Genomic DNA, 22,486 nt, shown 5'->3' with positions numbered 1-22,486 from the left:
GAGGGGGGCATGGCACGCGCTCCTTGGACGGTGGGCCGGGGCCGTTGTCGGCCGGGGTGAGCCGGCGCTGTGTCCGCCGATGAAACCGCCCGCCCCTCCTTGTGTCAACGGCGTTGACGTAACCTGGTGATTAACTGGCGCGGGTGAGGGCCGGGGCGGTGGCCCCGGGCGGAGCGGAGGGGAGCGGCATGGCGGCGAACGAACGGGTTCCGGCCGAGCGCAGACGGCGCCGGCCGACGGGTTCCGGTGTGGTGCTGTCCGCCGACCTCATCGTCGACACGGCGTGCCAACTCATCGACGCCCAGGGCGCGCAGGCCTTCACCGTACGGAAACTGGGCGCGGCCCTCGGCGCCGATCCCTCCGCCGTCTACCGCTACTTCCGCAACACCGAGGAGCTGTTCCTGGCGCTGGCCGACCGCCTCATCGGCGAGTCCATGGCCGGGTTCACCCGCAGCGGCGACTGGGCCGCCGACCTGCGCGACCTCTGCCTGCGCGCCTACCGCTCGGCGCTGCGGCACCCGCAGATCGCCGTCTTCAGCACCGTCCGCGTCACCGGCCGCCCCCACGAGCAACGCGCCGTCGACACCGGCATCGGCCTGCTCCTGGAGGCCGGCTTCGACGAGGCCACCGCCGTACGCCACTACCACACCCTCGTCGACACGGCCCTCGGTCACGCGGCCCTCGACGCCGGGTTCCTGCGGCTGTCCCCCGGCCAGCGCACGGCGGACGACCAGGCGTGGCGGTCCGCGTACGCCACCCTGCCCGCGGACGCGTACCCGAACATCCATCGCGTACGGGACCAGCTTCCCCTGATGGCGGGGTCGGCGGTCGAGGGGGCGCTGGACCTGCTCATCGAGGCGTTGCGGGCGTCGAGGTAGGGCGGCGTCAACTGCCTTTTCGCCGGGGCGGGTTGAGGTGATCCGGTGCCGCCGTATGCGTGTTGCACCACGGCGTTCACCGTCTGTGGGCGGGCCTCTCCACTCCACGCCGCACGCAAGCCCCGCACCACCGCAGAGCGGTGAATGCTATCCCGAAACGGGCAATTCAATCCTATGGGTGCAAACATGGTGCATGCCCTTTCGATGGCCGATGCACCTGCGTGGACAACTGCCGCGACGGCGAGAACTGAGCCCCGTACTGACCCTCATCCCGGTCGGACTCATCGTCGCGGTCGTGGTGATCGACGTGCTCGCGCCGCCCGACGTCCACCTCGGGCCGCTCCTCGTCGCGGCTCCCGCCATCACCGCGGCATTCGCCGGCCCCCTCCTGACCGCCGCGATCGGTGTGCTGACGGTCGCCGCCCAGGTGTCCATCGGTATCGCACGGGGCGTGCTGCTCACCGGGAACCTCCAGGCCCAGATCGCCGCGCTGGTGGTCGTCTCCGCGCTGGTCGTGCTCTTCACCGTCGTACGGGACCGCGGTGAGCGGCGGCTCATCCAGAGCCGTTCGGTGGCCGGTGTCGCCCAGCAGGTCCTGCTGCGGCCGCTGCCCCGGCGCAGCGGCGCGCTGGAGATCGCCTCGCTCTATCTGCCCGCCGAGGAGGAGGCAGAGATGGGCGGCGACCTGTTCGCGGCGGTCCGCACCGCGCGGAGCACCCGGCTGATCATCGGCGATGTCCGCGGCAAGGGACTGCCCGCGTACAGTCACGCGGCCCTCATCCTCGGCGCCTTCCGGGCGGCCGCCCACCGCCAGGCCACGCTGCCCAAGCTCGCCATCCATCTCGACGGCGCCGTCCGCTGGGACAGCGGCCAGTGGCGCGCCGATCCGGGCCCCGGCTGCGCGGCCGCTGAGCGGGGCAGGGACCCGGACGGGGCCGCCGAGGAAACCGAGGCCGACGAGAGCTTCGCGACCGCCTCGCTCTTCGACATCCCCGACCGGTGGCCCGTACTGCGCACCATCACCTGCGGTCACCCGCCCGCCCTCCTGCTGCGCGACGGCGAAACCGTCACCCTGCGCCCTCGGCGGACCGCGCTGCCCATCGGGCTCGGCGGTCTGCCCGGGGCCCCCGAGTACGAGGTCGAGACCTTCCCCTTCGAGCCGGGTGACCTGTTGCTGCTGTACACGGACGGGGTGATCGAGGCCCGTGACAGCGGAGGGGCGTTCTATCCGCTCGTCGAGCGCGCCGCCGCCTGGAGCGCGAGCAGTCCGCAGCAGCTGCTGCAGTGTCTGCGCGAGGAACTGCTGACGCATACGGGCGGCCGGCTGGGCGACGATGCCGCGGCGGTCGCCGTACGGCGTCTGGCCGGCAGTACGGCGTCTGTCCAGCGGCTGTAGACACCGCCGGCGTGGCCGGTCTCCCGTCTCGATGCCGCTGCTGCGGGCACGGTGCCGCGCCGCGAGAACGGTGTGAGGGTGCCGCCGGGTGACTGCGCCGTCCCCGGGCGACTGCCCCGTCCTCCGGGGAGTCGATGACATGCGTCACGCCCGTCCCTGTCTCCCCGTCGCTCCGTATCGGGCATATCTCGGCAAAACGGTGAGGCGAAATGTCCGCAATGCCAGGAAATGCGCCTTCTCGGTGCCACGTGGTGATGGCCCGTGGCCCTCTGTGACGCCATCGCGCCCCACCTGACGCTTCCTCAACCCCACCCCACTTGGTAAACACGTCCGAATCATCCCCAAGTGGCATGGGACGCGCACCATGATCGACCGCAACACCTCGGACCACCACATATTCGCGTTCGACCTCGCCGAGCACGAAACCCGGCGCCGGACCGAAGTCCTCGCGGCGCTGGGCGACACCTGGAACCCCATCGAGGTGATGGAGGCCGAGGCGGCGGCCCAGCGGCTTCTCTACTCCGGCCTGGACGCCGAGCAGCAGGCCACGTACGACATGCTGGTCGCCGCGAACGTGCTGCCGGCCTCCGGGCAGGCGTGAGCATGCTGCCGCTCGATCCCACCGCCGACATCGGCCGCCGGGCCTGGGTGCCGTGCCCCGGCTGCCGGGACGACCGGGACTGCGCCACCTGCCTCGACGGCCGGACCTGCGCCGACCACTGGCGCTACCTCCTGTCGAACAAGGGCAGCCTGCTGCACCTCCAGTGCCCCAACTGCACCCACCTGTGGGCCTGGGATTCTGGCTTCGGGGCGGGCGACGGCGGCCGTCGCGCCATCTGACCCCGACCCCTCCCGGCCTCCTCCCACCCGCGCTACGCAGCGCGCCGCTGTGCGTCCTCACGGGCGACCTCGAGCGCCCGCTCGGCGGAAGTGGCCAGGTCCGGGCGCACGCCGACGCCCTGCCAGTTGGTCCCCGTCACGGCATTGATGGTCCGGGCGGTCGGCACGGTGACGGTGATGTGCTCGGTCACCGCGTGGCGGGCCGTGGGGTGCGCCCCGCCCCGGGTCACCTCCCCGACGGTCATCGCGCGCCCGTGAGCCTGCAGGGTGTACGCCACGTCCTCGCCTCCCGAGAACGTCACGGCGCTGGTCAGCGCGTACACCGGACGGTCGAGATAGCGCGGCGCGGGCAGCTGGGCGGCGGTCCAGTACTGGCGGGTCGCGCCCGTGGAGCGCTCGTAGAAGTCGTTGAGGTGCACCTGGTCGTCGGGGAAGAAGTAGCTGCACCACATGGCGGCGCCGGGCGTGCGCCGGGGAGTGCGCGGTGATGTGCGCGTTGATGGACATGGCCGCAGAACATGGAGCGGTGCAGATCATCGAGCGGTAGCGTGCGGGCATGGAGCTGCGCGCACGATCGCTTTGGCTGTTGACCGAACCACTGCACGCCGTCACGTACTTCGACGAGGAGTGCCGCGGACTGGGCAAGGCCCTTGGCCTCAAGGGCTTTTGGATGGGCTACTTCGCCTCCCGCACCGCACCGCTGGGCGCCGTGGAACCCGCCCTCGCCACCGCCGCACTAGGCGTGTTCGCACCCGGCATGATCGCCCGTGCGCTGCCTGCGGCCTGGGGCATCGTCAGTCCGGCGCACGTCCTCGACGAGCGCGCCCGCCGCGCCGCCGACGCCCTGCGCAGGATCCACCCCGACCTGGACAGGACGGCTGCAGAGCTGGCGAGCCCGCTGCTCGCGATCGTCGAGGACGCGCCCACCGTCGCGCGGCCCCTCTTCGCCGCGAACCGCGCGCTGTGCGATCACGCCGACCCGGTTGAGCGGCTGTGGCAACTGAGCACCGCGGTACGCGAGTTCAGGGGTGACGCACACCTCGCCGTACTCGCCGCCGAAGGACTCGACGGCTGCGAGGCCCTGGTCCTCGCCGCCGCCTCCGGCCGCGTCCCCAGGGACACCATGCGGCAGGACCGCGGGTGGAGCGAGGAGGACTGGGCGGCCGCCGCCGACCGGCTGCGCTCCCGCGGCCTGGTGGACGAGCACGGCGAGGCAACCGACCACGGCATGCAGGAACGCACCCGCATCGAGGACGAGACCGACCGCCTGGCGGCCCGCCTGCTCCGCCCCCTCCCCAGGCCGGAGACCGACCGCCTCCTGGAGGGCCTGGAAGTCGTCGTACGGCGCATCCTGGCCGCCGATGTGCTGCCGTTCCCCAACCCGATCGGCCTGCCCCATCCCACCGAGAGCGAGAACCGGGGCTGAACCGTGTCGTGCGGAGCACCGCGCTGACCAGATGAGGCATCGCGGCCGACAGCGGGTGCCGGCGGACGGCGCGGAGGAATACGCCGTGTCGGCCGGCACGACATCGGGCAGGGGCGCGGCTCAGGGGGCCCTGCTGACGGGACCCCCGGAGCTCATATCCGGGCGCCCCCGCGACCCTTGAACTTCTGCGCCAGATCCACGGTGTCGGACGCGGGCGGGGCCTGGACCGTGACCGGCTTGTTGATGTCGAAGAAGTGGATGCTGAGGTCCAGCGGCCCCTGGCCGGTCTGCGCGCGCTCGCGGAGCTTCACCGTACGGTCATCGGGCCCGACCCACAGGTCGAGCTTCAGCGCCTTCACCCCCAGCTGCCTGAACCGCTCGACCGCCCTCTCGCGGCGCTTGGCAGCCGGCACGCCCTTGGCGCCCGGCCGCTTCAGCAGCTTTTCGACCGAGACCGTACCGGCGTAGTGCGTCGTCTGCACGCCATCGACGGTCTCCTTGCCGACCTTCTTGACGTCACCGGACTGAGTCAGCAATGACGCCTGCGCCGTCGGGTCCTGGTCGGCCTGCTGCCGCATTCCCCCGAAGCCGCCCGGGCCGCCGGCCCCCTTGCCCTTCATCGGCAACTTCAGCCAGTGCTTGCCCTGCAGGGCGGCGGCGGCGCGCTCACCCCCGCCGACATACACCGTGCCGCCGATGAGCCGGACCGAGAACTCGCCCTCCTGCGCACCACCGGACGCCTTCATCCGCATGTCGATGGCCCGCGGACGGACGCTGAAGGACACCTTGCCCTCGACGGTGCCCTGACCGGCGACCTTGCCGTTGATGCGATACGACACCGAGTTGAGCCTGGCGCCCTTGTCGACGGCCTTGCGCACCGCGGCGACCGGCGCGGCATGGAACGTCTCCGGCTGCTTGGCCGACCGGTCGCGCGACGCGCCGTCGGACGACGAACAAGCCGCCGTACCGCACAGCATCACGCCGGCGAGCAATGCCCCCACGGCTCGGACCGAGGAACGGGAAAGTGCGAGCGAAGAACGTTGAGCCATGGCCCCCCCAAGAGATGCGGACAAGAAGCACGGACAAGAAGTACGAACGCGGCACTCGAATGCGTGTCTGATGGAGACAGTAACTCACCGCACTGACACTCCGCGTGGTGTGCCCTCGCGGCCAAGTGGGCAGAGGCGCAGTTCAGAGGCCCCCACCGTGCATGCGGCGCTTGCGGGGTTATTTTCAGTTGGTGTGTGGATGCGTGCTTTGGGGTGCTTTGCTAGACAAGATCGGATCACCTGCGGAGGTGCGGCGTTGTCTGGGTATGGAGCCTAGAGAACTGTGGGACCGCAACGCCGTACTCGCAGAAGCGTTTTGTCTTGGCGACGAGCGAGTGCGCGAGGCGCAGGCCAGACTGGATGAGGCGCAGGCCGACCGGTCGCGGGTCCTGGCGGCGTTTGCGGTGACCGTGGGCAGCACGGGCGCGGTGGCCGGCCTGTTCGGACTGAACGAGCGGGAAGTACGCATCGCCCGGCGCACGGTCGGCAAGGACGACGCGCGCGCCGTTGCCGAGCAGTTGCTCTCCGGGGCTCCCAGCGCGATGGTCCGGGACACCGATACGGCGGGTTCCGGATCCGCCTCCCCTTCCGATTCTGCTTCCGTTTCCGCTTCCGCTTCCGAGCACTCTTCCGATGGCGGCTCGTCCGCCGCGCCTCCCTCGCCTTCTCCCTCCACCTCGTCCTCCTCCACCACATACTCTTCCGGTACCCGGTCGGCGGCCACAGCTCGCGAGCCCCGCGAGAACCGCGAGGGTTCGGGAGCGGCGCCGCCCGAACCGTCCTGGTCGGCCGCCCTGGACGCGGTGCTCGTCGGCAGCTGGCAGACCGGCGTGGACCTGCGCGAGCTGGCCACCGAATTCGGACTCGATTTCAGCCGACTGCTCGCCCGTGCACAGCAGTTGGCGGCTCAGGGACGGTTCCAGCACGGGCCCGGACACACCGGCGAGACCTATGGGCGCCACCGTCGCGGCCCCGGTGATCTGCACGAGGCCGAGTGCACCATTCCTGCACAGCAGACCGCGGCCTGGAACGCCGCCCCTTCCGGGCACGCCATGGGGTCCGGCTGGTACCCCGGCACGGCGCAAGCGGCCGAGACCGTACCGGACATGACCACCCTCGCCCCCGACTGGGACAGCGCCCTCTCCCCCTGGGGCACCATCCCGCAGTCGCACGAGGAACCCGAGCCGGCCCACCAGCCATGGACCCAGTACCACCTCAGCTCCTGACGCGCCGTGCCTTGATACGTACTCCCGCCCCGCCTCGGTGACCGACCGGCGGGGCTTTGTCGGGCCTGCGGGCGGCGGAACCGTAGACGGAAGGGAACGGGCGCCGCCGTCCAGAGGGGAGGGGGACGGGGGCGGGAGGGGGTGTGGGTGGAAGCGTGCGCTGGATGCGAAATCGGTTGTTGCTGATGCGCTGGGCAACGAATTCGGTAAAATTAGTCGCCGTAATGGCGTGGAATCAGTACGCTCCACGCTCCGGTGTCGATGTCGGTGTCAGCTTCCCTGCCGGCCTCGGCCTCGGCCCGTGCCCACCCGCCCAGCCCTCAGCCACCACCCCCAAGGACCCCCATGACCGCCCCTTCCCCCGACCGCCCCCTCTCGCACACGGAACGCACGCGCCACCGCCGCCTGCGTGAGCAGGGCAGCCTGGACCGGGCCGAGCTGGATGCCGTACTTGCGGCCGGATTCGTGTGTCACCTCGGGGTGACCGTGGACGGCACCGTGATGGTCGTTCCCACGGTCTACGGCTCGGACGGCAGCATGCTCTACTTCCACGGCTCGGTCGCCAGCCGCAGCCTCGTCGCCTCTCCTGGGGCAACGGTGTGCGTGACGGTCACCCACGTCGACGGGCTGGTCCTGGCCCGTTCCGTCTTCGAGCACGGCGTCAACTACCGCAGCGCGATCATCTACGGGGTCCCCCGCCTCGTCACCGACGAGGAGGAGAAGCTCGCCGGACTGCGGTGCCTCACGGAACAGTCCGCACCGGGCCAGTGGGACTACGCCCGGCGCCCCAGCCGCAAGGAACTGGCCGCCACCGCGCTGCTCGCCCTCCCCCTCGACGAGGCATCGCTGAAGATACGCACCGGTGCGCCGGACGACGGCGACAGCCCGGACGCCGAACTCGGGCTGTGGGCCGGGTTCCTGCCGCTGCACACCTCATGGGGCGACCTAGAACCGGACCCCCACCTACCCCCGGCCGTCACCCCGCCGCCCCACCTGGTACGGCGCGCGGGCACCGCCACGTAGAGACAGGGCGTACAACCTTCGAGGTCGGCAGGCGGTCTCCCCAGCGCCGTCACACCGCCCCCGGAGGAACCGTGCGCCACACCGTCACCGCCCTCGCCGTCGCCTGTCTCGCGCTCGCGGCCTGCACCACCTCGAAGCCGGCCCGCTCCGAGGCCCCCAGAGCGCCCGCCACGACGCCCGCCACGACAGCGCCCGCCGGCCCCGACGCGCACTACACCGTAGGCACTGGGACCAACGGCCGGACAGCAGCCGTTCCCCGCCTCGTCGGCAAGGAGCTGTCGGCGGCCCGGGAGGAAGCTCGAGCCGCCGGCTTCCGGTCTCTCCGCACGCACGACGCGCTCGGCCGTGGCCGCACACCGGCCGCCGACCAGGACTGGAAAGTCTGCACGCAGATGCCGGGGTTCGGGCAGGCCGGCACCGGAATCCCTCTCATCCTCGGTGTCGCCAAGCGCGACGAAAGCTGCTTCGCCGAGAAGCAGACGAGTAACTCCGAGGGACCCGGAGCCAGGCGACCCGGTGCCCGGCCCACCGGCATGCCGAGCGCGATACCGGCCTCCGCGGTCAGCGGCGGCTCGACCGTCATCAGCCGCATGACCTGGGGCGCGGGTGGGCCGATTCCTGTCCGGTGACCAGCGACCTCCGGCCGGCCCCGTGCAGTCCGGGCTGTGGCGCGCCCGCGGCACGCCGTCGGCGCAGGGGAAGGGGCATCGCAGTGTGGTCCGGATTCGGGCCCGTGACGGGAAACCGGCCACCGCCTGTGGACCGGCGTGGTAGTACTGGGCAGATCCGCGCCTGACGGCGGTGCTCCGGCAAGGTCAGGGGGTGTGCTGAGGTGTCCGCCGGCTTACGGGTGCCCGCTCGGCTGATCGCGGCGACCGCGGTTGTCGCCGCCTACATCGCGCTGCACCTGGCGATCACTGCGGGCCTGGACCTGCGAGCCCGCGACCATTTCCGCGGTGCCCCGGCGCGGGCCGCGGCCTTCGCCGCCGCCCTGGATCGCTACACCAGCGGGGAAGTGTCCGCGCGCGCCGGGCTCCTTGAGGCTCAGGCGTGGTTCGAGGAGAACGCCCCGCCGGGGAGAAGCCGGTCCGCAGTCTCCTCCGCCGCCGGCTACGCCGAGAAGGGCAAGATCTCCGCCGCCCGCGAGCACGCAGACAGCCTGGCGGTGGAGGTCGAAAAGGATCAGGCGGTGCTTGACCGAGGCCTCAGCTCGTCGGCCACGGTCGCGCTGTGGTGGGCGGTGGCCGCTGGGGTGCTCGTCGTGCCGGCGGTATGGCTGCGGCGTCGCCGCCGGGCGGGCGCTGCGGAGATCGCCGAGGTGGTCGATCAGTTCGCCCGGCGTCAACCATGGTGGCGGCGGCCGGTGTTCCTGGCGGCCAGCGGAGCCGGCTACGCCCTGTTCGCGGCGGGCTTCATCGCAGCCGGTACGGCCCAACGACGGGGCTACGAGCTGCCGGTGGCGACGCAAGTGCTCCTGCTGCCCGCCGGCCTGGCCGCGCTCGGGGCCGGTTTCCTGATCCTGCGCCACTCCCGCCCGCGCTCGGCGCGCGGCGCGGCCCGCGCCCTGCTCGCCGACGGCCGCAAGCCCGTGCTCTACCTGCGCAGCTTCGCCGACGACCACACCTCGGCGCAGGTCGACGACGGGACACCTCTCAACATCCATTCGCGGGAGGAGCAACTCGCCGTATCGCTAAGGGCCTTCGGCCCGGTGATCACGGTCGGCAAGCCTGGGGAGCCGCTGCCGCGCCTGGGGGCGGCACGGTTCTACCTGCCGCTCGACGACTGGCAGCCGGTGATCCTCCGGCTGATGGAACTGTCCCGGCTCATCGTGCTGCGCGTGGGCCTGGGCGACGGGCTGTGGTGGGAGCTCGAGCAGGTCCTCACCACCCAGCCCGCCCACAAGCTGCTCCTCTTGACGCCGGGCCGGCCGGCGGGCGTGGCCGAACGCCTGGACGAGGTCCTGCCCGTGCCGTCCCGGCTGGAGGAGGTGGCCGCGGACGGCCCCTGGATCTCCACCGCCATCACCTTCGGCCCCGGGTGGATGCCGCACGTGCACCCGGTGAATCCCGCTCCCGGCACCACGGCTCCGCGAGGCGGGCGCGCACGCCACGCCATCAAAGGCGCCATGGCGCCCCTATGGGCTCCCACGCCCGTGCGCCGTGCGGCCCGCGTCATGAAGGCCGCACTGGCGTCTGTGGGGGTCCGCAGACGGGGGGTCATCTTATTGGCCGACAGCGGCATGCTGGTCACCCTGGGGAAGGGACTCCTGGTGTTTGCGGTCCTGGCCCTGCCGTACCGGGCGCTGCAGCTCGCCGGAGTCAGTTAGCGCCCTCTCCATGGCCGGAGCCGGGCCGGAGGACACATGGACCACGGACGCTCGGCCTCACCGGTGCCGGCTTCGCGGCGCCGCCCCTCAACAAGCGTGCCCACCAGCGGATTCTGGCTCAACAGTCCCAGCGCCGATGACCAGCCGGACAACCAGGCAGCCCCTCCGCGCCGGCACCGTCCCCGCCCCCTGACCGGACAGGCCCTCAGGGCACAGCCGGTCCGGTCGTATCCCTGACCGTGCTCTGCCTCTTCTGCTGTGACAGCCCGGCCGGAATGATAGCCAGGAGCGACGAACACGCGCGCCAACTCTGCCAAGCCCCGGTCAACTTCGAAGACCCGACCCTATTGGGAGGATCTATGGACAGTTCACAGCAGGGCACGTCTGCCGACGCGGAGCGGCGCAGGCCGGTGGGCGGCGCGGCCACCGCCGCGACCATACTGATCTTGTTACTGCTCGTGCATGAGGTAGTGATATCGGTGGCCAACTGGCGTGAATATTCCGCCGTTCACGACTACCTGGCCGGGGCGATGACGGACGCGGAACTCAAGGCCACCGCCGATTCCCTCTCGGCGCTGGAGTCATGGCTGGGGTTCTGGCCGTCGTTCCTGGTGTGGCTCGTGGCCGGCGTGGCGTTCCTTGCCTGGCTGTGGCGGACGCGGGTCAACGGCGAGCTGATGAGCGGTGCCGACGCGCACCGCCGGTCCCGGGCATGGGTGGTCGGTGCCTGGGTCTCCCCGGTGATCAACCTGTGGTACCCGTACCAGGTCGTGTCAGACATCTGGCAGGCCAGCGCCCCGCGGCGGCCCGCCTCCGTCGCCCTGGTCAACGCCTGGTGGGCGTCGTTCCTGGCCGCCAACCTCGTCAAGCCGATCCAATGGCGAGCAGCCTCGCAGTTGGCCACCGAGCAGGACGTCCTGGCCAACGCGAACCTGTCCACCCTGCTCACGGGCCTCTACCTGGTGGCCGGGGCGCTGATCATCCTCATCATCAGGCGCATCACCGCGTGGCAGACCGTGGCGGCTTGAGCGGAGGACCGCCGCGAGGCCTGCGACGCCGGACGAGCCGCCGGCCTCGCCGAACGTCCAGAAGCGGAACGGACCTGGTCGAGCTTGACCACGGCGCTCGACGCGACCGCCTCCTTGGGCCGCCGGGCGTCACGTCGCACGGTGCGGACGAGGCTCGTGCCGAGCCGTTCGGCCAGGTCGGCGGACGTCCACTCGCCCCCGACTGCAGCAGAGCCGGCAACGTCAAGGTCCTGACCGTCGGGTCGAGGTCCATACCCTCAGCCTTCCAGGAGAGGAGGACAGGTTCAGGCCGCCTCGGCTCCTGGCCGCCCGTCGAGTCGCCGAATGAGAGGAACGATGCGCATCGCTGTCACCACCCCGACCGGCAACGTCGGCCGCCACGTCGTTGCCACGCTGGTCCGCGCCGGGGTCCGGCCGCGCGTCCTGCTGCGCGAGCCCGCCCGGCCGGCCCCGGCGTGCAGGACGAGGTGGATGCTGTGCGGGTCGCCCCATACGATGCCGACGCGGTGGTGGCCGCCACCGAAGACGTGGACGCACTGTTCTGGGTGGACCCGACCACAGGCAGCGAGGATCCCCTCGCCGACTACGCCCGCGCCACCAGCAGCGTGGTCCGCGCCGTCACCGACAACCGGATCGGCCGCGTCGTCTTCCAGAGCAGCGTCGGCGCCGAGAAACGTCACGGCGCCGGCGAGATCGACGGCCTGGCACACACCGAAACCGCTGTGGACGACACGGGCGTCGACGTCACCCACCTCCGCTGCGGCTACTTCTTCACCAACCTGGAACGGCAACTCGACGCCCTACGAGCCGGCACCCTCCAGGTGATCCTTCCGCTCGACCAACCCATGGCCTGGGTGGCACCTCGCGACATCGCCGAGGTCGCCGCCACCCGTCTGCTCTCTCCGGCCTGGTCCGGACGCTGCGTGCAAGCAGTTCACGGGCCCGCCGACCTCACCTGGCGACAGGTCGCCGACACCCTCACCGCCGCCACCGGTCGGCAGATCGGCGTCGAACAGATCGCAGATGACGCCATGCGCACCCAGCTCCACCAGGCCGGAATGACCGGCGGATTGGCCGAGGCCGTGCTCGGAATGTCGACCGGCCTACGCGAAAACTTCGTGCCCGAACAGCGCCGCACCGTCCGGACCACCACCCCGACCACCCTCGCCGCCTGGGCCTACGACCATCTCCGGCGCCGGATCACCGGCGCGTCGTCAACCCGGTCGGGCAGCAGCCGCTCCGCTTCGAGGCCGGTTCGAGCAGCGCATGGACGACGAGCCGGAAGGCGACGGCAAGCGCAAGCACACCGTGCAGGACATCGCCGACGCAGCCTCACGATCGGCAAGTTCCGTACGAACCTTGCTGATGCGCTGAACCGTGCAACCTCCGCGGCTGAGGAGGGCACCGTTGCGGCGGGCGCGGCTGCGGTGGATCACGGCCACGGCGTTGTCACCGCGATCCGACGCATACAGGCCGTCGTCCACCCGGTGGTCGCTGTTGTCGAGTTCGACGTGGCTGTCGGCGCCGACGATCTGTGCGTCCGTGGTGGCCATGGGCCCGCCGGACGCGCCACCGCCCTGCCCCCGCTGCACCGCCGCGTCCTCCTCACCCCCTGACCACGATCACGCTCGGCTCTCCACGACGGGGATCAGAGTCATGTGACGCACCGCCAGACCGGTTTACGACGAAGAAGGCGGGGCGGACCTTGTTGAGGGCGATCATTGCTGGGGTGATGGCCGTTCGCCACGATGATCACCATGGCAAGCGCTGAGCTGCAGGAGACCACTGAGTACCTGTTCGACCAGGACACCCGGCTCACCCCGGTCGGCTCTGACATCTTCACCGTCCAACTCACCGACCGCTGGAACACCGCCAGTGGCAACCCCAACGGGGGCTACCTGATGGCGGCGGGTGTTCGTGCGTTGCAGCAGCACTCCGACCTTGGTGATCCGCTGGTGGCGTCGGCGTTCTTTCTCCGGCCCGGAGCACCCGGAGCCGCGCGGATTCATGTGGAGACGGCCCGGAAAGGACGCCGGACCTCCACCGCCGAGGCCCGAATGCATCAAGGGGGCAAGGAGATCTTGCGCATCGTCGCGACCTTCACCGACCTCGACCGGGCCGACGGCCGAACCCTGTCCCTGGCAGCCATGCCCGACCTGCCCTCGCCGGACGATCTCATCGACCCGCTGGCCGACATCACCTTGCCCGGCATCACCGTTGCCGATCGGGTCGAATACCGCATTGCCCAGCCACCCGGCTGGTTGCGCGGGCAGCCCAGCGGCGATCCCAGCATGACTTTCTGGATGCGTTTCGCCGACGGCCGCGAACCCGACCTGCTGAGCCTTCCGTTCCTCGCCGACGCCGCCTACCCGGCCGTCATGGAACTCGGGGAACTCCCCTCGGCCACCGTCGAATTGACCATCCATCTACGCAACCGTCCCGCACCCGGCTGGCTGGTCTGCCAGATCAGCACTCGGCACCTCACCGGCGGCTTCCACGAAGAGGACTGCGACATCTGGGACTCCCGAGGCACCCTGATCGCCCAGACCCGACAACTCGCCATCCTCCACTGACCGAACGTCACTGAGACCGACCGGGATGTGGCCTCTCGCTATGACGGAGGGCGATCCCGAGATGAGGATCAGAGCCGTATCCACAGGCCGCCGTCACACGTTTCCGGCGCATTCCGGTCGGCCGCCTGGTGGGATCGCAGTGGAGGATCGCATGGGTCCGCAACTGCCGGTGTGCGGTCTCTCCGAGCCGAACGGCCGGCAGATTCGAGCGCCAGAGGCGATCTTTTCCGGATTCTGCGGGCGGGCCCCGTCCGCTGCGGCCGCAGCGGAGCTGCGCGAGCCCGGCGTAGGTGATCACGGTGTTGCGGAACTGGTCCTGGCGTCACTGGTCCTGTCGTCGACAGCGCCAAAAACATCGGCGCCCGCTGATACCCAGCCGGTATCAGCGGGCGCCGAACTCTCCGCCGTCTTCCTTCTTCGCCGTCGGCACAGGGGATCGGTGGGCAGGCCGTCGGCCCCGGATCGCCGATCCCACCTCCTCGGCAGGTGGTCCGGCAAGGCTCGCCCGCGCGGCCTCGAAATCCCTCCTCAGCCCGCCGTCTCTCCCGCATTCGGCGCCAGCACCCCGGCCGCGATCAAGGCGAACAGGGCTATGCCGAGCAGGACCCGGTAAATCACGAACGGCATGAAGGACTTGTGGGAGATGAACTTCATGAACCACGCAATTACCACATATCCGACAACAAACGCGATAAGCGTCGCGAAGATCGTGGGCCCCCAGGCCGTATGCCCCTCGCCCGCATCCTTCAGCTCGAAGACCCCGGAGGCGAGTACGGCCGGAATGGCCAGCAGGAAGGAATAACGGGCGGCGGATTCACGGGTGTAGCCCATCAGAAGGCCGCCACTGATGGTGGCGCCGGAACGGGAGACGCCGGGAATGAGGGCCATCGCCTGGCAGACGCCGTACAGCAGACCGTCCTTGACCGTGAGGTCGGCGAGGCCCTTGCGCTGCTTGGCCGCACGGTGCCGGCCGCCGGCCTCGTCGCGGGCGGCCAGCCGGTCGGCGATGCCGAGCACCACACCCATCACGATCAAGGTGGTGGCGATCAGCCGCAGATCGCGGAACGGGCCCTCGATGGCGTCCTTGAGCGTGATGCCCAGCACACCGATCGGGAGGGACCCGACGATCACCAGCCAGCCCATCTGCGCATCGTGGTCATGCCGTAGCTCCCGGTTGAAGAGCGAGCGCGCCCAGGCCGAGATGATCCGCACAATGTCCTTGCGGAAATAGATGATGACGGCGGCCTCGGTACCGATCTGGGTGATCGCGGTAAAGGCCGCACCGGGGTCGTGCCAGCCGGCGAACGCCGCGGTCAAGCGGAGATGCGCGCTGGAGGAGATGGGCAGAAACTCCGTCAACCCTTGGACGAGTCCGAGGACGAAAGATTCAAACCAAGTCATGGAAACGACGTATCCAGGGGTGATCAAGCGCTTGCCGGCGCACGGGGACAAGAGGGACGGTGGCAGCGTAACGCCCGAAGATGACCAGGCCGTCAAGAGCCCCGTACAGCCCCGGACGCCCCGCCTCCCCCGGACGCCCCACGACGCCCCCCCCGGACCCCCGCCCTCACCGGCCGCGCAGCGCCCTGCGCTTGCACCAGGCCACCGTCAGCGCCCCGAGACCGCTGACCGCGATGAAGCCCATGGAGAGCAGGAACGCGGGGGAGGTGGGCGCCGAGGCCCGCGCACCCGCGATGACGTACGCCCCCGTGTTCGGCACGCTGCCGAGCGCGGTCGCCAGCAGATACGGCAGCCAGCGCATACGGGAGACCGCCGCGCAGTAGTTGGTGGCGCAGAACGGCAGACCGGGAAAGAGCCGGAGCGCCAGCATCGAACGGAAACCGTGCTCGCTCAACTGCCGGTCGGCGGCGGCCGCCCAGCGGGCCCGCAGCAACGGCCGCAGCGCCTCCTGACCGAGCAGCCGCCCGAGCCCGAAGGCCAGCCCGGCGCCCAGCACGGTCCCGGCGAGCGCGGCGACCAGACCGGCCTGACCGCCGAAGAGGGCGCCCGCGGCGAGGTTGAGGACCGGCCGCGGTACAAACGCCGTCGTGCACACCCCGTACGCCAAGGCGAAGCCCACCACGGCCACCGGCCCGGACAGCTGCCCGGGCAGACCCTCCGCCAGCAGACGCTGCGGCTGCCACACCAGCATCGCGGCCGCGGCGCAGACCAGCAGCACGAGCAGCAGCCCCAGCCGGGACCAGGGGGAGAACAGCACCCGCGTGCAGCGCACGGCGAGACCATCGGGCGTCGCAGCGGATTCGAGCATTCCGGGAGCGTAACCGAGGAGGCCGCCAAGGCGCCGAAGATCCCGTACGGGCCGAGCGAACGGCCGCCCACCTCCGCTCACTGCCTGCGGCAGGCCGGCCGCCGGCACGTCGGGCAGCGGCACCCCTCCGCCCCCACGCCTCGCTCAAAAGCGTCCGCCCGCCCCACACGTCGCCCAACGCCCGTCCGCCGATAAATCGCTCGACGCCGCCCCCACCTCCCCGGCACCATGTGACGCATGTTCCGGCACGCCTTCCTTCCCCTGCCGTCCGCAGTCGCGGACGCGAAGAAGGCTGCCGTCGACGCCCTCGCAGCCGAAGCAGCCGCAGCCGCAGCCGCAGCCGCGGCCGTCGCCCTCACCGACGGCGCACGAAGCTGACCCTCTCCGGATCGTCCGGCGGACCCCGCAGGGGGAGGGTCGGACCGGCCCAGGGGTCCCCACGGCGTCAACTCGCCGTTCTCACCGCATCGTTGCGAGGAAGAACACCACCATGCCCAAGACGGCATACGTGCGCACCAAGCCGCACCTGAACATCGGCACCATGGGCCACGTCGACCACGGCAAGACCACCCTCACCGCAGCCATCACCAAAGTCCTCAGCGACCGGGGAAGCGGCACCTTCGTCCCGTTCGACCGGATCGACCGGGCCCCGGAGGAGGCCGCCCGCGGCATCACGATCAACATCTCGCACGTCGAGTACGAGACCGGCACCCGCCACTACGCCCATGTCGACATGCCCGGCCACGCCGACTTCATCAAGAACATGGTCACCGGCGCGGCCCAGCTCGACGGCGCGATCCTCGTCGTCTCCGCGCTCGACGGGATCATGCCGCAGACCTCCGAGCACGTACTGCTCGCCAAGCAGGTCGGCGTACGGCACATCGTCGTCGCCCTCAACAAGGCCGACGCCGGCGACCCGGAGCTCACCGACCTCGTGGAGCTGGAGGTCCGCGAGCTGCTCGGTGCGCACGGCTACGACGGGGAGCACGTACCCGTCGTACGGGTCTCGGGGCTGCGCGCCCTGGAGGGCGACCCGCGCTGGACGGAGGCCATCGACGCACTGCTGGACGCCGTGGACACCTACGTCCCGATGCCCGAGCGGTATGTCGACGCGCCGTTCCTGCTGCCCGTGGAGAACGTCCTGACCATCACCGGGCGCGGCACGGTCGTCACCGGGGCCGTCGAGCGCGGCACCGTACGGGTCGGCGACCGGGTGGCGGTGCTCGGCGCGGACGCCGAGACCACGGTCACCGGGCTGGAGACCTTCGGCAAGCCCATGGAATCGGCCGAGGCCGGGGACAATGTCGCGCTGCTGCTGCGCGGCCTGCACCGCGACCAGGTACGCCGCGGACATGTGGTCGCGGCGCCGGGCAGCGTCACCCCGCGGCGCCGCTTCACCGCCGAGGTCTATGTGCTGTCCACGGAGGAAGGCGGACGCCGTACGCCGCTGTCCACCGGCTACCGGCCGCAGTTCTACATCCGCACCGCGGACGTGGTCGGCGACCTCGACCTGGGCGAGCGCGGCCTCGCGCGCCCGGGCGAGACCGTCACCGTCTCGGTCGAACTGGGCCGCGAGGTGCCCCTGGAGCGAGGCCTCGGCTTCGCCATCCGCGAGGGCGGCCGCACCGTCGGCGCGGGCACCGTGCGCTCCGTCGAGGAGTGAGGCACCGCGCGACCGCATAAGGGCTGCGCCCCGTACCGTCCCCCGGTGCGGGGCGCAGCCGCTCGCTGTTCCGGGGGCGCGGGAGGGCCGCCTGCTGTCCCGGCGCGCGGCCCTGGTGCCTGTCCTGGTGCGCAAGACCCTCGTGCCTGTCCTGGTGCGCGGGACAGCGGCCCACTGTTCCGGTGCGCGGCAGGGGGTGCGACACTGCACGCCCGGACGAACGGGTCCGTGGGGTCCGCGCGCACGCGGACGCACGGGTGAACGGGTGCGTGTGTACGCGGGTGCACGGGCGAACGGGACAGGGAAGGACGTCTGATGGCGGGTACGGCACTGGTCCTGGGCGGCGGAGGGATCACCGGAATCGGCTGGGAGATCGGCATGCTGGCGGGTCTCGCCGAGGCGGGCCTCGACCTGGCCGCCGCCGACGTCGTCATCGGCACCTCCGCCGGCTCGATCGTCGGCGCCCATGCCACCTCGGACCGGCTCACGCTGGAGGAGATGTACGAGCGCCAGCTGGCCGCACCCGAGGGCCGGTCGGCCGCGCGGATGGGCCCGGCGGCGATGGCCCGCTTCGCCGCCATCGCCCTGCGCTCGCGGGACGCGGTGTCCTTCGGCGCGCGGATGGGGCGGCTCGCGCTGGCCGCCCGCACCGTCCCCGAGGCGGAACAGCGCGCGGGGATCGCCCGCACCCTGGCCGGTGCCGACTGGCCGGCGCGGCGGCTGGTGATCACGGCCGTGGACTCGGCAACGGGGGAGCGCACCGCCTTCGACGACACCAGCGGTGTGTCACTGGTCGACGCGGTGACCGCCAGCTGCGCCGTCCCCGGCGTCTTTCCGCCGGTCAGCATCGACGGCAAGCGGTGGATCGACGGCGGTGTGCACTCCAGCGCCAATGCCGATCTGGCCGCCGGCTACAGCCGCGTCGTGGTGATCGCACCGATGGCGGTCAGCGGCGGGCCGATCGCCGCCCCGCGCACCCAGGGCGAGAACCTGGCCCGCCAGGGCGCCCGCGTCTGCGTCATCACACCCGACCGGAGCGCCAGGGCAGCGTTCGGACGCAACGTCCTGGACCCCACCAAACGCGCGGACGCAGCCCGCGCAGGCCGCCGCCAGTCCTCCGCCCACACCGAGGAAATCCAACAGATCTGGTCCGACTGACCGCCGGCCACGGCTCCGGTCACGGCTCGGCCCATGGCTCCGTCCGCGGCTTCGCCCACGGCTTCATCTGCGCCTGCGCCTGGGCCTGCGGCTCGGCTTGCGCCTGGGCCTGCGCCTGGGCCTGGGCCTGCGCCTGGGCCTGGGCCTGTGGCTCGGCTTGCGCCTGGGCCTGGGCCTGCGCCTGGGCTCGTGGCTCGGCCCGGGCCCGGGCCCGCGCCTCGGCACCGCCCGAACCCGCCCCCGTCCCGCCCGGCACAATGGGACGGTGAACACGCACACCGGGCCGGCGGCCGGACACCACGAGCCGGGTGATGACCACCTCGGGACGCCGGACGAAGCGCCCGACCCGATACCCGTCACCCGGGCCGTCGACCACGGCACCGCCAAGCTGATGCCGGACGTCGACCGCCCCCGCGCATGGCTCCTGACGGTGGACGGCGCCCCGCAGTCGTACGTGGACCTCGACGCCCCCACGCACCTGGAATTCGAGTACGTCCGCCGGCTGGCACACGTCCTGGACGAGGCCGAGGCCCCGGGCCGCCCCCTCGACGTGCTCCACCTGGGCGGCGGCGCCCTCACCCTGGCCCGCTACCTGGCGGCCACCCGCCCGCACTCCCGGCAGGACGTGATCGACGCCGACCGCGGACTGCTCGCCCTGGTGACGGAACACCTGCCGCTGCCCCCCGGCTCCGGCATCGCGGTGCGCGCCCAGGATGCCCGTACGGCGCTGGAGCAGGCGCCGGAGAACAGCGCCGACGTCATCGTGGCCGACGTCTTCGGCGGCTCACGGGTGCCGGCCCACCTCACCTCGGTCGAGTACGCGTGCGCCGCGGCCCGGGTGCTGCGCCCACACGGCCTCTACGCGGCCAACCTCGCCGACAGCGCACCCTTCGGCTTCCTGCGCGGCCAACTCGCCAATTTCGCCACGGTCTTCGAGCACCTCGCGCTGATCGCCGAGCCCTCCGTGCTGCGCGGCCGCCGCTTCGGCAACGCCATCCTGCTCGCTTCGCGTAAGGAGCTGCCGCTGGCCGCACTGGCCCGGCGTACGGCCGGTGACGCGTTCCCGGCCCGGGTCGAGCACGGCGCGGCGCTACGACGGCTGATCGCGGACGCCGCCCCCGTACGGGACGCGGAAGCGGTGGCGTCCCCGGTGCCCCCCGAGGGCGCCTTCAGCATCGGCTGACGCGGGCCGCGTGCAGCGTCGGCCGATGGCGGCCGCGCGCTTCTCGGCCGCGCGTTGCGCCGCTTCCCGCTCGCGCACCTCTCCGCCTTCCCCCGCCGCCTCAGCCTCCCGTCTCTGCTTCCACCGCCCCGTCTCCTCCCCGCCTCTGACTCTTCCTTATTCCGGCAACGACTACAGAGAGTTAATAGTTCCGCCCAGCGTATTACGTTGGGTGAGTGGTGGGAGGTGCGCAGGGTGCGTCACTCGAAGGGGTGGCCGGTGGGTCGCTCGGCAGTGGCGGGCCGTTCGTCGCCGGATCCCGCCGCACCAGCCGCCGTACGTCCCCCACGCACAGCACGGCCCCCGTCAGCAGCGCGATCAGTGCGGAGCAGCCCCACAGCGCAGTCGTCCGTCCGATGAGGTCCTGTACGGGGCCGGCCAGGGCGGTGGCCACCGGGACGCCGATGAGGGAGCCGAACCAGTCGTAGGAGGAGACGCGGGAGAATTTCTCTTCGGGGATCTCCTGGTGCAGCGCCATCATCCAGGTCACCGCGAAGATCTCGATCGCGATGCCGGTGCCGAACATGACCACCGCCAGCCCGGCGGCCGGCAGCGGCACGGCCAGTGCGGCGGACGGCAGTGCGAGCGGGAAGACGCAGAGCGCGCCGGTCAGCAGGATGCGGCGCGGCTTGATGCGGGTCATCAGCAGCGCACCGCCCACCGTGCCCGCGCCGAACGCGGCCAGCGCCAGCCCCCACGGCCGGGCGCCGCCCAGATGTTCCTCGGCGACCAGCGGCCCGTAGACCGCCTCGGCGGCCACGATCAACGCGTTGACGATGGCGAACTGCACCACCACGGCCCACAGCCAGGTCCGGGAGGCGACCTCGCGCCAGCCGTCCCGCAGGTCGTGCAGCATCCCGCCGCCGGGGGTGCGCGCGGCGACCCCGCTGACGTCGAGGAATGCGCGCAGCGCTGCCGCGAGGGCGAAAGCGGCGGAGTCGACGGCCAGCACCCAGCCGGGACCGACGGCCGCGACCAGTGCGCCGCCGAGCGCCGCACCGCCGATGTTCGCGCCGTTCATGCCCATCCGGAACACGGCGAAGGCGCGCCCCGCCTGCTCCCCCGAGACGCTGGCGAGCACCATGCCCTCGGAGGCCGGGGCGAAGAACGCCTGCCCGGTGCCGCCGAGCGCGGCCAGCAGCGCCATCTGCCACAGCTGCGGCTCCCCGGCCAGTACGAGCAGCGCGAACAGGCCCTGGGAGACACAGCTGAGGGTGTTGGCGGCGACCATCACCCGATGCCGGGGGAGCCGGTCGGCGAGCGCGCCGCCGATCAGCAGGAAGAGGACGAGCGGGGTCGTACGGGCGGTGGCGACCAGTCCGACATCGGTGGCCGAACCGCCGGCGCCGAGCACCGCGAAGGCGGTCGCGATGTGCGCGCCGGAGCTGCCGATGTTCGCGATCGCCGTGGCGCCGGTGAGCAGCAGATAGTTGCGTCCCGCCCATGTCGGGCGGGCTGTCAGCAAGGCCGCACCGCCCGGCGTCGGATCAACATCGACTCGTACGGGCCGAGTAATGCCAGCGGGTGCCGGGGGTGGGGTTCTGGGCGCATGGTCGTCAACGATATGTGGGCCGGGTGAGGCGCGGCACGGGGATTTCGGGGCGTCGTGGCGCGGGAGTTTCGGGGCGTACGGGAGGCCTGCCGGGCCAAGGGCGGGGGGCGCCGGCGGCGAAGGGCGGGCGCACTCTTCCCAACCCAAGCTACCGGCAGGTAACATTCCGGCATGTCCTCTGAGACCCTGCCGTCGATCGGCGAAATGATGGCGGCATCCGTGCCGATGGTCCGCACCCTGAACCTCGAGTTCACCGAGACCACCGCCGAGCGCGCCGTGGTCCGGATGCCGGATCAGTCCGACTTCCACAACCACGTCGGCGGCCCGCACGCCGGGGCGATGTTCACCCTCGCCGAGTCGGCGAGCGGCGCGATCGTGATGACGGCCTTCGGCGACCAGCTGGGCCGCGCGGTGCCGCTGGCCGTACGCGCCGAGATCGGCTACAAGAAGCTCGCCATGGGCCCGGTCACCGCGACCGCCGAGCTCGGCCGGCCGGTGGCCGAGGTGGTCGCCGACCTGGATGCCGGCGAGCGCCCGGAATTCCCGGTCAAGGTCGCCATTGCCCGTGAGGACGGCACGGTCACCGGCGAGATGACCATCGTGTGGACGCTGCGTCCCAATAAGTGACCTCTGGGTGACCCCTGGGTGAGCCTCGGGTGGGTCGTCAGTGAGCCAGTAGGCGAAGACCGTTTCCCGGCCCGTCGTGCAGTGCACGGCGGGCCGTCGTCGATCGGCCTCCGGGCCGGACGATCGAGTACGCTTCCCTGGCGCGCTGTTTCGGCGCGCCAGGGAAGCGACCGGCAACGACCGGCGGATCCCCCAAGCGGACGTCACCCACAATGAGGTGCGGGCCGAGG

23 protein-coding genes are annotated in these 22,486 nt (G+C 71.5%); 17 read left to right on the top strand and 6 right to left on the bottom strand.

Annotated elements, in window-relative coordinates:
- The first annotated feature begins 188 nt into the window (after nt 1-188).
- The 4 genes from AB0D04_RS33230 (at nt 189) to AB0D04_RS33215 (ending at nt 3,114) form a co-directional block, all read left to right on the top strand.
- Entirely contained in the window at nt 189-878 is a 690-nt protein-coding gene (locus AB0D04_RS33230) for a helix-turn-helix domain-containing protein (RefSeq protein WP_362710974.1), read from the top strand.
- A 211-nt stretch (nt 879-1,089) separates the two neighbouring features.
- Entirely contained in the window at nt 1,090-2,274 is a 1,185-nt protein-coding gene (locus AB0D04_RS33225) for a PP2C family protein-serine/threonine phosphatase (RefSeq protein ID WP_362710972.1), read from the top strand.
- Between the two features lie 364 nt (nt 2,275-2,638).
- A complete protein-coding gene (locus AB0D04_RS33220) occupies nt 2,639-2,875 on the top strand; it encodes a DUF6400 family protein (protein ID WP_362710970.1) in 237 nt (78 codons plus the stop codon).
- Between the two features lie 2 nt (nt 2,876-2,877).
- Complete coding sequence (locus tag AB0D04_RS33215; RefSeq protein ID WP_362710968.1) at nt 2,878-3,114, top strand: hypothetical protein; 237 nt, start codon at nt 2,878-2,880, stop codon at nt 3,112-3,114.
- Nucleotides 3,115-3,146: 32 nt separating this feature from the next.
- On the opposite strand, the gene AB0D04_RS33210 is transcribed toward AB0D04_RS33215, so the two are convergent.
- Nucleotides 3,147-3,566, bottom strand: a complete 420-nt coding sequence (locus tag AB0D04_RS33210; protein ID WP_362710967.1) for a S41 family peptidase — start codon at nt 3,564-3,566, stop codon at nt 3,147-3,149.
- A gap of 104 nt (nt 3,567-3,670) precedes the next feature.
- Here AB0D04_RS33210 and AB0D04_RS33205 point away from each other — a divergent pair, with 104 nt between their 5' ends.
- Nucleotides 3,671-4,540 (top strand): hypothetical protein, encoded by an 870-nt coding sequence (locus AB0D04_RS33205; protein ID WP_362710965.1) that lies wholly within the window; start codon nt 3,671-3,673, stop codon nt 4,538-4,540.
- A gap of 152 nt (nt 4,541-4,692) precedes the next feature.
- On the opposite strand, the gene AB0D04_RS33200 is transcribed toward AB0D04_RS33205, so the two are convergent.
- Entirely contained in the window at nt 4,693-5,541 is an 849-nt protein-coding gene (locus AB0D04_RS33200) for a hypothetical protein (RefSeq protein ID WP_362710963.1), read from the bottom strand.
- Nucleotides 5,542-5,855: 314 nt separating this feature from the next.
- Between AB0D04_RS33200 and AB0D04_RS33195 the strand changes: the two genes are divergently transcribed.
- The 7 genes from AB0D04_RS33195 to AB0D04_RS33165 all read left to right on the top strand — a co-directional run bounded on the left by AB0D04_RS33195 (nt 5,856) and on the right by AB0D04_RS33165 (nt 13,765).
- Nucleotides 5,856-6,815 carry a hypothetical protein gene (locus tag AB0D04_RS33195; RefSeq protein WP_362710961.1) on the top strand — a complete coding sequence of 320 codons (960 nt, stop codon included), beginning with the start codon at nt 5,856-5,858 and terminating at the stop codon, nt 6,813-6,815.
- A 345-nt stretch (nt 6,816-7,160) separates the two neighbouring features.
- Entirely contained in the window at nt 7,161-7,838 is a 678-nt protein-coding gene (locus AB0D04_RS33190; RefSeq protein ID WP_362710959.1) for a pyridoxamine 5'-phosphate oxidase family protein, read from the top strand.
- A gap of 71 nt (nt 7,839-7,909) precedes the next feature.
- On the top strand, nt 7,910-8,467 hold the full coding sequence (locus tag AB0D04_RS33185; protein WP_362710957.1) for a hypothetical protein: 558 nt from the start codon (nt 7,910-7,912) through the stop codon (nt 8,465-8,467).
- A gap of 203 nt (nt 8,468-8,670) precedes the next feature.
- A complete protein-coding gene (locus tag AB0D04_RS33180) occupies nt 8,671-10,164 on the top strand; it encodes a transferase (protein WP_362710956.1) in 1,494 nt (497 codons plus the stop codon).
- A gap of 359 nt (nt 10,165-10,523) precedes the next feature.
- Entirely contained in the window at nt 10,524-11,192 is a 669-nt protein-coding gene (locus tag AB0D04_RS33175) for a DUF4328 domain-containing protein (protein ID WP_362710954.1), read from the top strand.
- Nucleotides 11,193-11,668: 476 nt separating this feature from the next.
- Entirely contained in the window at nt 11,669-12,808 is a 1,140-nt protein-coding gene (locus AB0D04_RS33170; RefSeq protein ID WP_362710952.1) for a hypothetical protein, read from the top strand.
- Nucleotides 12,809-12,949: 141 nt separating this feature from the next.
- Nucleotides 12,950-13,765, top strand: a complete 816-nt coding sequence (locus AB0D04_RS33165; RefSeq protein WP_362710950.1) for a thioesterase family protein — start codon at nt 12,950-12,952, stop codon at nt 13,763-13,765.
- A 528-nt stretch (nt 13,766-14,293) separates the two neighbouring features.
- On the opposite strand, the gene AB0D04_RS33160 is transcribed toward AB0D04_RS33165, so the two are convergent.
- Entirely contained in the window at nt 14,294-15,166 is an 873-nt protein-coding gene (locus tag AB0D04_RS33160) for an undecaprenyl-diphosphate phosphatase (protein WP_362710948.1), read from the bottom strand.
- 166 nt (nt 15,167-15,332) lie between these two features.
- Nucleotides 15,333-16,034, bottom strand: a complete 702-nt coding sequence (locus AB0D04_RS33155; protein ID WP_362710947.1) for a VTT domain-containing protein — start codon at nt 16,032-16,034, stop codon at nt 15,333-15,335.
- Nucleotides 16,035-16,271: 237 nt separating this feature from the next.
- Here AB0D04_RS33155 and AB0D04_RS33150 point away from each other — a divergent pair, with 237 nt between their 5' ends.
- The 3 genes from AB0D04_RS33150 to AB0D04_RS33140 all read left to right on the top strand — a co-directional run bounded on the left by AB0D04_RS33150 (nt 16,272) and on the right by AB0D04_RS33140 (nt 18,855).
- Nucleotides 16,272-16,412 (top strand): hypothetical protein, encoded by a 141-nt coding sequence (locus AB0D04_RS33150; RefSeq protein ID WP_362710946.1) that lies wholly within the window; start codon nt 16,272-16,274, stop codon nt 16,410-16,412.
- Nucleotides 16,413-16,524: 112 nt separating this feature from the next.
- Nucleotides 16,525-17,697 carry an elongation factor Tu gene (gene tuf, locus AB0D04_RS33145; protein WP_362710944.1) on the top strand — a complete coding sequence of 391 codons (1,173 nt, stop codon included), beginning with the start codon at nt 16,525-16,527 and terminating at the stop codon, nt 17,695-17,697.
- 315 nt (nt 17,698-18,012) lie between these two features.
- A complete protein-coding gene (locus AB0D04_RS33140) occupies nt 18,013-18,855 on the top strand; it encodes a patatin-like phospholipase family protein (RefSeq protein ID WP_362710942.1) in 843 nt (280 codons plus the stop codon).
- A gap of 19 nt (nt 18,856-18,874) precedes the next feature.
- Here AB0D04_RS33140 and AB0D04_RS33135 read toward each other — a convergent pair whose 3' ends face one another.
- Nucleotides 18,875-19,111 carry a hypothetical protein gene (locus tag AB0D04_RS33135; protein ID WP_362710940.1) on the bottom strand — a complete coding sequence of 79 codons (237 nt, stop codon included), beginning with the start codon at nt 19,109-19,111 and terminating at the stop codon, nt 18,875-18,877.
- 135 nt (nt 19,112-19,246) lie between these two features.
- Between AB0D04_RS33135 and AB0D04_RS33130 the strand changes: the two genes are divergently transcribed.
- On the top strand, nt 19,247-20,038 hold the full coding sequence (locus AB0D04_RS33130) for a fused MFS/spermidine synthase (protein WP_362710993.1): 792 nt from the start codon (nt 19,247-19,249) through the stop codon (nt 20,036-20,038).
- 202 nt (nt 20,039-20,240) lie between these two features.
- On the opposite strand, the gene AB0D04_RS33125 is transcribed toward AB0D04_RS33130, so the two are convergent.
- Nucleotides 20,241-21,539, bottom strand: coding sequence for an MFS transporter (locus AB0D04_RS33125; protein ID WP_362710992.1), 1,299 nt, complete (start codon nt 21,537-21,539; stop codon nt 20,241-20,243).
- A 261-nt stretch (nt 21,540-21,800) separates the two neighbouring features.
- Between AB0D04_RS33125 and AB0D04_RS33120 the strand changes: the two genes are divergently transcribed.
- A complete protein-coding gene (locus AB0D04_RS33120) occupies nt 21,801-22,256 on the top strand; it encodes a DUF4442 domain-containing protein (RefSeq protein WP_362710938.1) in 456 nt (151 codons plus the stop codon).
- Nucleotides 22,257-22,486: the final 230 nt, after the last annotated feature.

Origin of the sequence: Streptomyces sp. NPDC048483 (genome assembly GCF_040651455.1) — a bacterium.
Lineage (GTDB): Bacteria > Actinomycetota > Actinomycetes > Streptomycetales > Streptomycetaceae > Streptomyces.
The sequence above is the reverse complement of the archived record's forward strand: the minus strand, read 5'-3'. Positions and strand labels throughout refer to the sequence as shown.